Genomic DNA, 11637 nt, shown 5'->3' with positions numbered 1-11637 from the left:
AGTATTTATACATGGATATGGAAAATATAACATCAGACGAATCGCTGCATAATATCACCCACGTGGGAGGTATGTATGAGAGCTGGTTTCTGGACTATGCATCCTATGTAATCCTGGAGCGCGCCGTACCCAGCGTGGAAGACGGGCTGAAACCCGTTCAGCGTCGTATCCTCCACGCCATGAAAGAAATGGATGACGGCCGTTTTAACAAAGTGGCCAATGTGATCGGGCAAACCATGCAGTACCATCCGCATGGCGATGCTTCCATCAGCGACGCTATCGTTAACCTCGGCCAGAAGGACCTCCTCATAGAAACGCAGGGTAACTGGGGCGATGTGCGCACCGGCGACGATGCGGCGGCCGCCAGGTACATCGAGGCCCGCCTCTCCAAATTTGCACTGGACGTGGCCTTTAATCCCAAAACCACAACCTGGCAGTTGAGCTACGATGGCCGTAAAAACGAACCGCTGTCGCTGCCCATGAAGTTCCCGCTGCTGCTGGCACAGGGAGCGGAAGGTATTGCGGTGGGATTGTCTACCAAAATATTACCCCACAACTTCAACGAGCTGATAGACGCTTCCATCAAATATCTCAAAGGGAAAAAGTTTGAGCTGTTCCCGGATTTCGCTACCGGCGGTATGGTGGACGTAGCCGCTTACAACGACGGTAAACGCGGCGGCAAAGTAAGAGTGCGCGCCCATATCGAAGAAAAAGACAAGAAGACGCTGCTGATCAAAGACGTGCCTTATGGCGTTACCACCACCCAGGTGATGGAGTCTATCGTAAAAGCAAATGACAGCGGTAAAATCAAGATCCGTAAAGTGGTGGACAATACCGCTGCAGAAGTGGAAATTGAAGTGCAGCTGGCACCCGGCATCTCTCCGGACATCACTATCGACGCGTTGTACGCGTTCACGGACTGCGAAATTTCCATTTCGCCCAACGCCTGCGTGATCGTGAATGATAAACCACAGTTCCTGACAGCCTCTGAGCTGCTGAGAGCATCCGCCGATTTTACCAAGGAGCTGCTGAGACAGGAACTGGAAATCAAACTGGCGGAATTACAGGACAAATGGCACTACACCTCCCTTGAAAAAATCTTCTTCGAGAAAGGGATCTACAAGGAACTGGAACAGAAGCACAAAGACTGGGAAACAGTGCTGGCGGCCATCGATAAAGGCTTTACCCCGTACAAGAAACAACTGAAACGCGACATTACCCGCGAGGATATTGTGAAACTCACGGAGAAGCCTGTACGCCGTATCTATCGCCTCGATATCAATGAGCTGAATGAACAGATCAAGGGACTGGAAGCCGATATTAAACAGGTGAAAAATGACCTGCAAAACCTGGTAGACTACGCAGTGGCGTACTACGAAGGATTGCAGAAAAAATACGGTAAAGGCCGTGAACGTAAAACGGAAATCAAAACCTTTGATACCATCCAGGTACAACAGGTGGCTATCGCCAATACCAAGATATATGTAAACCGTGCAGACGGCTTCATCGGCACCTCTCTGAAGAAAGATGAGTTTGTGGCCGACTGCTCCGACCTCGACAATATCATCGTATTCCGTCGGGACGGTAAGATGCTGGTGACCAAAGTAGCCGATAAAACCTTTGTAGGCAAAGACATTATCCATGTGGACGTGTTCCGTAAAAACGATGAGCGTACTACCTACAACATGATCTATGTGGAAGGTAAAACCGGCGTAAGCTACGCCAAACGCTTCAACGTAACCGGCGTTACCCGCGATAAGGAATATGACCTGGCACATAAAGGGGAGAAAAACTCCAAAGTGCACTATTTCTCTGCCAACCCCAACGGAGAAGCGGAAGTGGTGACCATCAAGCTGAGCCCCAACTGCTCCGCACGTAACAAGGAGTTTGACCTGTTCTTTGAAACCATCGCCATTAAAGGCCGTATCTCCATGGGCAACCAGGTAACGAAGTACCCGATCCGCGGTGTGAAATTCAAAGAAAAAGGCGTATCCACCCTCGCCGGCCAGAAAATCTGGTACGATTCCGAAACAGGCCGCCTGAACACGGAAGAAAGAGGTGTGTACATCGGCAGCTTTGAAGGAGAAGACAAGATCTTCGTGGCGTTCAAGAACGGTACGTACGAGCTGACCAACTACGAGCTGACCAACCGCTATGAATCCAACGATGTAGTTTATATCGAGAAGTTCAACCCGGAAAAAATTGTAACGGCAATCTATTTCGACGCAGATAAAAAACAGTTCAACGTAAAACGTTTCCGTATCGAAACACAGACGCTGAACAACAAGTTCCTCTTCATCAAAGAAGGCAGCGGCAACTATCTGGAAATGGTGACCACCCATACCCAACCGGTGGTGTTACTGAAAACAGGTAAAAAACGCAGCCCTGAAGAAGAAGAGATCGACCTCTCCGAATTTGTGGAAGTAACCGGCTGGAGAACAGTGGGTACACGTATTGCCGGAGATGACCTGATCAGTGCGGAGTTATTGTCTGAGGATGAAGATCCGGACCCTAATGACGATACGCAGGTCCAGGGAGAGCTGTTCTGATTTTGAGATTTTTTGAGTTACGATTTTTTGATTTTACGAACAAAAGAGCGAAGACCAAAGCGATTTAATTTACTCGCTTTGGTCTTCGCTTTTATCATCTTATGAAATTAAAAAATCGTAAATCAAAAAATCCCTGCATTTTTATTGTTTCTTTTTGCCTTGTTTGTTGGTACTTTCTGCTTCAAAATCCTCGACCGACCGCGGGTTGGTCATGCTTTTCTTTTTCTGGTCCAGCGGCTGTGGTACGGGAGCGCCTTTGCCCAGCGGAATAGCGTCATGGAATACTTTATTGACGTGCATCCATTTGCCGCCTTTCCATTTAAACCCTTCATAGTCCATGTCGGACACATAGGTATATTTTTTTGCCGGCTCGCTGGTTTCGGACACCAGGTGATCGAACACGATCATATCCAGTTCCTTGTTGTAGTTGAGCGTAGCAGTACTTTCTTTTTTGTACTCCATGATAAAACGGTTTCGCGTGGGTTTGGGCACGGAGTCTTCTGCATAGCTGAAGAAAGCGCCGCCAAAAACCGGGGTACCGTTTTTAAAGGTAAGCATATCCACGATTTTCTTCTGGCTGCGGGGATTATTGGCATCCCAGCCGAAGAGGGTATAGTATTCCTGGTTGAAGTAATGGCGTTGCACGATGTTGTAATACAAACAGCCGTACCAGGCTTTATTACCGGCGATGGTATCGGTGTTGGTGATGTAGTCGGATACATCAAACAGCGGGAACAGTTTCAGTTGGCCGTCCGGTGTATTCATCTGGATAGCGCCGTAGTGGCGGTAAAAGCCGGTTTCTCTTTCCAGCGCCCAGCTGAAGATACGGAAGCTGCTGTCTTGCGGGTATTGTATAGAAACGGTATGCAGGGAGTCGAACGGAAACCGGAAAGAATACGGCGTTTTGAGGGCGCGTACCAGCGCGGGGATAAACTGTTCTGTGGCGGCTTCCCTGCCGGCATCGCCTTTCCCGGCGAAGATTTCCCGGCTGAGCTGCTGCAGGGTGTCCTGATCTTTCCGCAGGCGTGCGTAGCCGGCGGCGTCAGGTTTTTGCGCCCATGTGCCAGCGGCAGGTACGAGGAATAGCAGTGACAGTATTATTTTTTTTATCATATCTATAATACGGTTCAGGCTTTAAATTATTGTACGTCTTGTGCAAACCGAAGTAGTCCGGGATATTTTTTATCGATCAGCGGGTGGGGGAAAGGTGTGTCTGGCAGGGTGGTAGCGATGAATACGGTCTGCATTCCGGCATTACGGCCAAACTGCATATCGCTCAGCGTATTACCTGCCATGATGGCTTTACTGAAATCAATTTCCGGAAAATCGTTTTTTGCCCGGAGCGCCATACCGGCGTTGGGTTTGCGGCATGGGCTGTTGCTTTCCACGTCGGGGCAGAAATAGATTTTGTCGATACGGCCGCCGGCTTGTTGGATCGTATCCAGCATCTGCGTGTGAATTTCCTGTAAGCCTTCCACGGTGAGGAGCCCGCGTCCGATGCAGCGCTGGTTGGTCACCACAAAGATGCGTTCGAAGCGCTGTGCCAGCAGGGGCATGGCTTCGAGCACTCCTTCGCTGAAGCGGAACATACCGGGGTGGAGCACATACCCGTCTTTAATTTCATCGTTGATAACACCGTCCCGGTCAAGAAAGAGATACATATTTATATTTTGGAAAAATGAGCGATGGCCTTGTTATAGTCTTCCGGGATACCGATATCGATGAAATAGGTATCGCTGATATAGCCGTTGAGGTTACCCTGTGCGGCCTGTGGTTCCAGTACGGATTGTTCGAAAGAGAATTTCACCGGGAGGGACAGGCTTTGGAGGAAGGTGGCGCTGGTGAGGTAGATGCCGCCGTTGATCAGGCCGTTGTCGCAATATTGTTTTTCCCGGAAAGCGGTTATTTTATTGGCTGTGCCCAGTTCGATGCTGCCATAGCGGTCGAATTGCAGCATGGGTTTCAGCGCCAGTGTTACGGGGCAGGGAGCGTTGCGGTTGAACTGCACCATCTGCAGCAGGTCTACGTCGAAGAAAGTGTCGCCGTTGACGATGAACAGCTGATCGCCTTCCAGCAGGGGGAGGGCGTGCAGGATGCCGCCGCCGGTGCCGAGGGGTTCCTGTTCCACGCTGAAAGACACCCGTAACGGCAGTGGTGTTTGCCGGCACCAGGCGATCACCTGTTCAGACAGGTAGCCGAGTGACAGCACCACATGACGGATGCCTTGCTGGTGCAGGTATTGCAACAGGAAATAGAGAAAAGGTTTGTCGCCGATGGGCGCCATGCATTTGGGCTTGTCTGCTACAGCGCTGCGCAGGCGTGTGCCCAGGCCTCCGGCCAGTACGATACATTCCATACTCATTCGCCAAAGAGGTTGTTTTCCACGATTTCGCAGATGATATGTCCTACCGTGATATGGGCTTCCTGGATACGGGGCGTATCCGTGGAAGGAATATTGACCAGGTAGTCGCATGCATCTTTCATTTTGCCGCCGGTGGCGCCTGTCAGTCCCACGATGATCATACCTTTTTCCCGGGCCACTTTCATGGCTTCGAGGATATTGGCGGAGTTGCCGGAGGTGGAGAGGGCTACCAGCACATCACCGGATTGTCCCATGCCACGCAACATGCGGGCGTATACGTGCTCGTAGCCATAGTCGTTGCCTACGGCGGTCATGTAGGAGGTATTGCAGTGCAGGGCTTCTGCATAGAGTGGTTCACGGTCTTTATAGAAGCGGCCGGAGAATTCTGCGGCGAGGTGCTGCGCGTCGGCTGCGCTGCCGCCGTTGCCACAGAACAGTATTTTATGGCCCTGCTTCAGGCTGAGGCCGATTGTTTCCGCTACTTGCTGTATGGTATGCAACAGCCGTTCATCCTGACAGATAGCCTCTTTCACAGCGATGCTTTCACGGATGGTCTGGGCGATTTTCGTTTTCATATCGGAATGTTTTAAGGTCAGATACTCCAGGTTTGAATACCATGATGGGTGAAGGTATAACGTTTAACATCACCGCCAAAGCTGCTGAGTGCGTCTACTACCTTAAAACGGGTGTTTTTAGGGCAGTAGAAGATCATGAAGCCGCCACCGCCTGCGCCGGAGATTTTACCGCCGCTGGCGCCTGCTTTGCGGGCCGCTTCGTAAATCTCGTCGAGCTGTGGGTTGGTGATACCTTTCGCCATCTGTTTTTTGTACTCGAAACCATAATCGAGGATGTCCCCTATTTTATCGATGGTACCGCGCAGCAGGGCTTCTTTCATCATCACGGCCTGTTCCTTCAGGTGGTGCATGGCGGCGATGGAGTCGTCCTTTTTGTCGGTCACATTTTTCTGTTGTTCGGAGATGATGGTAGAAGACAGTCTGCTGGTGGAGGTGTAAAACAGCACGAGGTTGTTTTCCAGTTCATGCAGATGTACTTCCTTGATACGCAGTGGGTTCACGATGACTTTATCGCCGCCGTAGAACTCCATGAAGTTAACGCCGCCGAAGGTGGCTGCGTACTGGTCCTGTTTGCCGCCGGCCTGTTGCAGGTCTTCCCGTTCGATAGAGTAGGCGAGGTGTGCCATGTCATATTCCCCCAGCGGTAGTTTGAGCCATTCGGCGAAGGCGCCGAGTACGGCTACCACGAGGGTGGAGGAAGTGCCGAGGCCGGAGCCCGGAGGCGCGTCCACGTATGTGGTGAGGCGGAAGCCGCAGGAAGGCAGGCCGCCATAGTCTTTATGTATCCGGTTGATAACGCCTTTGAGGATATCCAGTTTGCCATCTAACGGTAGCGGGTATACGGCGTCATAGCTGAGTTGTTCTCTTCTGTCGGCAGATTCAAAAACAATTTTTCCGTCGGACAGTGGTTCTATGGAAGCGCGGGCATACAACGAGATGGTGGCGTTGAGAATGGCGCCGCCATACAGGTCGGAATACGGGCTTACATCGGTGCCGCCACCGGCCAGGCCTATACGTAATGGTGCTTTACTTCTGTAGATCAATGGTTTAAATTTTTAGGCGGATGATCAGCTTTCTGCTAAAGTATGAATTTCCCGGGCGAGGCGTGACCAGGAATATTGTAGTTTTTCCTGTTGCAGGGCCGCCACCATGTCTGCCTCGCGGTTGTCCGTGAAATATTTTTCGATGGCGGCGGCGATGGAAGCAGGTTCCGGATCGCACTGGAAGCCTACTACGCCGTCGGGCACCATTTCCACGAGGCCGCCTACGCGGGTCACCACCATCGGTTTTTCGAAATGGTAGGCGATCTGGGAGATGCCGCTCTGGGTGGCGCTTTTATAGGGCTGTACCACCAGATCGGCGGCACAGAAATAATTTTTTACGGCGTCTGTGGGGATAAAGTCGGTATGCATCAGTACGCGGTCGCCCAGTTGCAGCTCCTGCAGCAGTTGCTGGTAAGGAGCGGCGTCTTCATAATACTCGCCGGCCACGATCGCGTGGACGTCCAGCTTTTTCATGCGTTCGTCGGCCATCGCTTTCAGCAGCAGGTCGAGGCCCTTATACTGGCGGATAAAGCCGAAGAAAAGGATGTAGCGTTTGCCGGGCTGCAGCTGCAGCCGTTGGCGTGCTTCCGCTTTGGAGATGGGCGTGCCGTAGTTGTCGTAGATCGGGTGGGGGATGAGCGAAGCCTTTTTGGTGGGCTCAAATACACGCAGGTCATCGAGTACGGACTGGCTCATGGCGATGAAAGCATCTACCGGCTTCAGGAAATATTTGGTAAAGGCCACGTCGCCGGGGCGTTTTTCATGCGGCACCACGTTGTCCAGTACGGCAATCACCTTGGTATTGCGGCATTTGCCCAGCCGGAGCAGGGTGCCGAGCGAGGGTCCCATGACGGGCAACCAGTATTTGGAGATGATAATATCGGGTTTCATTTTCCGGATCTTGCGCCCAACGATCAGCCAGTTGAGGGGGTTCACGGAATTGATGAGCCGTTTTATCCGCAGGTGCTGCGGCGGCGGGTCGGTGGAATACTGGCTTTTGCCGGGAAACAGGAAGCCGGGATATTGCACGGTGAAAGTGAATATTTCCACGTCGTCTGTCAGCTGCAGCTCTTCCGCCAGTCTTTCATTATAAGCAGCCAGCCCACCCCGGAAGGGATAGGCTGTGCCGAGCAGGAGTATTTTCTTTTTAGTTTGCGCCATTAGTTGATTGATTTGTCCATTCTTGCCTCCACGAGGTAACTGTTTCTTTCGGGAGCATTACGGGTGACCAGTTCGCCGATAAATCCGGTGAGGAACAGCTGGGAACCGATAATCATAAAGAGCAGGGCGAGGTAGAACACCGGCCTGTCCGTCATGTTATATTTATCGTAAAAGAATTTAGCGAAGGTGAGGTAGAAGGCAATCACAAAACCGAAGAAAAAGAACAGGGTGCCTAATGCGCCGAAGAGGTGCATGGGGCGTTTGCCGAATTTGCCGATAAACATGATGGAGGCCAGGTCGAGGAAGCCGTTGATAAAACGTTCCAGCCCGAACTTGCTGACGCCGTATTTACGGGCGCGGTGTTCCACCACTTTTTCGCCGATGTTGCGGAAGCCGTTCCATTTGGCGATCACCGGGATATAGCGGTGCATTTCGCCGTACACTTCGATGGACTTGATGACTTTCCTGCGGTAGGACTTGAGGCCGCAGTTCATGTCGTGCAGCTTCACACCACTCATACGGGTGGTGGTGTAGTTGTACAGTTTGGACGGCAGGTTTTTGGTGAAAGCATTATCGTAACGTTTCTTTTTCCAGCCGCTGACCAGGTCATAACCATCTTCCACGATCATGCGGTACAGTTCCGGTATTTCATCCGGGCTGTCCTGCAGGTCGGCATCCATGGTGATCACCACATCGCCCTGGGCGGCATTGAAGCCTTCGTTGAGGGCGGCGGACTTACCATAGTTACGCTGGAATTTGATGCCTTTGATACAGTGGTTTTGCATAGCCAGTTGCTGGATCACTTCCCAGGAACCATCGGTGCTGCCATCGTCCACCATCCACACTTCGTAGGTGAAACGATGTTCCTGCATGACCCGGTCGATCCAGGCGGCCAGTTCAGGAAGTGATTCTTCTTCGTTTTTTAAAGGAACGATTACGGATATGTTCATTTTTATAGAATAGTATTATGAATGTTTTTGCTCCGGCGCTTTTTTACGCAGGATCAGCGCAATGATAGCGGATACGGCAAAATAAAAGATCACGTTTCTCAGGTAATCGAGGAAAGACTTGGAGAAGCTCACTGAAAAGTCAGTGCTGTTGATGCTGTCCAGTTGGCTTTCCAGCTGGTCCTGTGGCGCCCCGAAAGACCGCAACACGCGTTCCGTTGTGGCGAGCGTGTGTTGTTTGAATGCTTCGGAGAGATTCGGATCGATATACTTATATAATACAAACTGATAGACGGTTATCATTAGTGTACTGATAATAAAAGTGGTGTACACCGGTTTAATCATGGTTTTAAAACCGACATAGGGGCCTACCTGTCTCTTTCGTTCTTTTCCTGCCAGGATAGCGAAAACGATCAGCAGTATCATTTGGGCGATGCCGTTCAGAAAGGAAAACAATACTTCATGGCCGGCCATCCATGATCCCACATTCAACAAAATAAGAACAATGCCGGCGATGATACCCCATTTCACCCCGGGATTAGAAGATTGCAGCATATAGGTTTATTTGTTGATGTGAAAAATAGGACCATTCACCGTAGCAATAACCTTGCCTTTCAGTGAGGAGCCAATATAAGCCGAATTTTTTGATCTGGAGGCGATATGGGCTGTCGTGAATTCCCATGCTGCTGCCGGATCGAAGATGGTGAGGTTGGCGGCGGCGCCGTCCCGGATCTCAGGCTGCGGCTGTTTGAAGATGGCACGCGGTTTCTCTGTCAGCATCGCGATATGTTGCTCCAGCGGCAGTTGCGGCAGGTAGTGGCGGATCACGCCGAAGCTGCTTTCCAGGCCGATCATGCCGTTTTTTGCATATTCGAACTCTACTTGTTTGGCATCCCATTCCTGGGGTACGTGGTGGGTGGCGAAGCAGTCTACCGTGCCGTGTACGATGGCATCCTGGATGGCTTTCACGTCATCTGCGCTGCGCAGCGGCGGATTTACCTTCAGGTTGGAATCGTAGCTGATCAGTTGCCCGTCGGTGAGCGACAGGTGGTAGGGGGTGACAGAGCAGGTCACTTTGATGCCGTCTGCTTTGGCGGCGGCGATCAGTTCTATGGATTTGCGGGTGCTAACGCCCGTGATATGAATGCGGGAGTCTGTGTATTTAGCCAGTTCCAGGTCACGCTGAATAATCAGTTCTTCTGCCAGCGCCGGTTTGCCGGGCATGCCCAGCTGGGTGGAGTAGATGCCTTCGTGCATGAGGCCATGGGAGGAGATGCTCTGATCGTCCGGCAGCTGGATCAGCGTACCGTCAAAAGCTTTGATGTATTGCAGGGCTTTGAGCATCAGTCCGGGGGACTGTAACGGTTTGAGGCCGTCGGAGAAAGCGACTGCGCCGTTTTGCTGCATTTCATACATTTCAGCGAGGCCGGTACCTTCCAGGTTTTTGGTGACCGCGCCGATAGGCAGTACGGTGGCTGCGGCATGGCGGGTTTTGCTGAGTACATACTCGATCTGCGGTTTGGTGTGCAGGGCCGGTTGGGTGTTGGGCACTACCATTACGGTAGTGTAACCGCCTGTAGCCGCAGCTTTTACGCCGGTATAGAGGTCTTCCTTGTGCTCCAGCCCTGGGTCGCAGAAGTGGGCGAAAATGTCCATCCAGCCTGCAGACACGTGCAGGTTCTCTCCGGAGATCACCGTTGCCCGTGCATCTTCCAGGTGGTCGCCCACCTGTTGGATAATGCCGTTCTGTATGGAAATGTCTTTTTGCTGCCCGTGAAAGGGAGAGGAAGGCGCTATAACCTTTACGTTTTTGAGTAGTATGTGCATGCTTTTCGTTCTATTCAGTATCAAAACCTGTCCAAAAATACAGGGGCAAATGTAACATAAAACTGTTAATTGATAAAGCCCTCCCGTAGCCCTTTTCCCGCTTTTTGTTCAGGTTGGTATGATAATTGAAAACAGAGGGTAGCAGATCAAAATAACTCAGGATGAATGATTATCTCATTAACCTTGTCACACGTATATGCGACCGCTCGGAACAGTTGAATGACTCCCAAACCATCAGCTGGCAGGCGCTCCGCGAGGCCGAACAGCTGGCCAACCACGCGTATGTGCCGATTCTGTACCAATATATCGCAACAGAACCTGATAAGGAAAAACGAAGAGCCGCCGGCTTTATTATTATTCAGCTCTCCAGGAACACCAATGACCCGGAAGTGATCCGGTTTATGCTGGACCGCCTGCGGGTGGAACAGGAACCGGATATGATCACCGCTATCCAGCAGGACCTGGAACGCGGCCCTCAGATCCCCGGTTACATGAACCTCGACCCGCTGCTGAACAATACCCTGTCGCTCAATAATAATGTGCGCCGCTCCGCACTTTTCGCCCTCCGCGGCACTAATAACCCACAAGTGGAAGAATGGGCGCTGAATTTGTTAAAACGGACTGTAAATGAATATGATATATATTATATAGTCTTATTGTTGCACAAAGTGGCCACTAAAAAAAGCCTGTCAGCGCTCAAACGCCTGCTGGAACACCCGCGCCAGGATGTAAAAGGGCTGGCATTTGCTACCATTGCTGATATTGAAAAAGAGAAAGAAGCGCTGTTTTACGCCCGCTGCCTGCTCCGCGGCCAGCTGAAATCAGAAGCGATGGAGGCAATTTATAAATATGCAGACGAAAGCGCCATACAGGCGGTCATCACCCGCATTACCGAAATGCTCTCTAAAAGACGCAGCAGCGGCCGGCTTTCACTGGAAACATTTAAAAACGGCTTTACTGACCTGATGCTGGGCATGGAGTTCCTGTTCCGCTTCCGTACTGTTAAAAGCGAAGTAAAAAAGACTTTCTCCTGGATCACCGAGAAAAGAGCAGCGTACCTGCTGCCAGAAGAACGCGAATGGATACAACGCAACCTCGTCATGAATAAAGGTTGATACCCCCGTTTAACCCGCATCTTCCCCCTCCTTTTATCCTGATATTTGTCCGCATAGC

At 51.3% G+C, this 11637-nt stretch carries 11 protein-coding genes; 2 read left to right on the top strand and 9 right to left on the bottom strand.

Annotated elements, in window-relative coordinates:
• Window positions 1-17 precede the first annotated feature (17 nt).
• Window positions 18-2549, top strand: coding sequence for a DNA gyrase/topoisomerase IV subunit A (locus B5D63_RS21335; RefSeq protein WP_235021607.1), 2532 nt, complete (start codon window positions 18-20; stop codon window positions 2547-2549).
• Window positions 2550-2690: 141 nt separating this feature from the next.
• On the opposite strand, the gene B5D63_RS21330 is transcribed toward B5D63_RS21335, so the two are convergent.
• From B5D63_RS21330 to B5D63_RS21290, 9 genes are read right to left on the bottom strand one after another with little or no spacing between them, the layout of a single operon-like run.
• On the bottom strand, window positions 2691-3662 hold the full coding sequence (locus tag B5D63_RS21330) for a hypothetical protein (RefSeq protein ID WP_078670864.1): 972 nt from the start codon (window positions 3660-3662) through the stop codon (window positions 2691-2693).
• Window positions 3663-3688: 26 nt separating this feature from the next.
• The gene (locus tag B5D63_RS21325) at window positions 3689-4210 is read right to left on the bottom strand and encodes a D-glycero-alpha-D-manno-heptose-1,7-bisphosphate 7-phosphatase (protein WP_078670863.1); all 522 of its coding nucleotides are present in this window, start codon (window positions 4208-4210) and stop codon (window positions 3689-3691) included.
• Between the two features lie 2 nt (window positions 4211-4212).
• Complete coding sequence (locus tag B5D63_RS21320) at window positions 4213-4911, bottom strand: nucleotidyltransferase family protein (protein WP_143313021.1); 699 nt, start codon at window positions 4909-4911, stop codon at window positions 4213-4215.
• Window positions 4908-5486: a D-sedoheptulose-7-phosphate isomerase gene (locus B5D63_RS21315; protein ID WP_078670862.1), complete on the bottom strand. Its 579-nt coding sequence runs from the start codon at window positions 5484-5486 to the stop codon at window positions 4908-4910. The genes B5D63_RS21320 and B5D63_RS21315 overlap by 4 nt, the downstream gene beginning before the upstream one ends.
• Window positions 5487-5503: 17 nt before the next feature.
• Window positions 5504-6529, bottom strand: a complete 1026-nt coding sequence (locus tag B5D63_RS21310; protein ID WP_078670861.1) for a GHMP family kinase ATP-binding protein — start codon at window positions 6527-6529, stop codon at window positions 5504-5506.
• Between the two features lie 24 nt (window positions 6530-6553).
• The gene (locus B5D63_RS21305; RefSeq protein ID WP_078670860.1) at window positions 6554-7690 is read right to left on the bottom strand and encodes a glycosyltransferase; all 1137 of its coding nucleotides are present in this window, start codon (window positions 7688-7690) and stop codon (window positions 6554-6556) included.
• Entirely contained in the window at window positions 7690-8640 is a 951-nt protein-coding gene (locus B5D63_RS21300; RefSeq protein ID WP_078670859.1) for a glycosyltransferase family 2 protein, read from the bottom strand. The genes B5D63_RS21305 and B5D63_RS21300 overlap by 1 nt, the downstream gene beginning before the upstream one ends.
• Window positions 8641-8655: 15 nt before the next feature.
• Window positions 8656-9192 (bottom strand): DUF4199 domain-containing protein, encoded by a 537-nt coding sequence (locus B5D63_RS21295; RefSeq protein WP_078670858.1) that lies wholly within the window; start codon window positions 9190-9192, stop codon window positions 8656-8658.
• A gap of 6 nt (window positions 9193-9198) precedes the next feature.
• Entirely contained in the window at window positions 9199-10464 is a 1266-nt protein-coding gene (locus B5D63_RS21290; RefSeq protein WP_078670857.1) for a dihydroorotase, read from the bottom strand.
• A 161-nt stretch (window positions 10465-10625) separates the two neighbouring features.
• Between B5D63_RS21290 and B5D63_RS21285 the strand changes: the two genes are divergently transcribed.
• Window positions 10626-11579, top strand: coding sequence for a HEAT repeat domain-containing protein (locus B5D63_RS21285; RefSeq protein WP_078670856.1), 954 nt, complete (start codon window positions 10626-10628; stop codon window positions 11577-11579).
• The last annotated feature ends 58 nt before the right edge of the window (window positions 11580-11637 follow it).

Source organism: Chitinophaga eiseniae (genome assembly GCF_900167135.1).
Classification (GTDB): Bacteria; Bacteroidota; Bacteroidia; order Chitinophagales; family Chitinophagaceae; genus Chitinophaga; species Chitinophaga eiseniae.
Note: the sequence above shows the minus strand (reverse complement) of the source record. Positions and strands in the feature narration are given on the sequence as shown.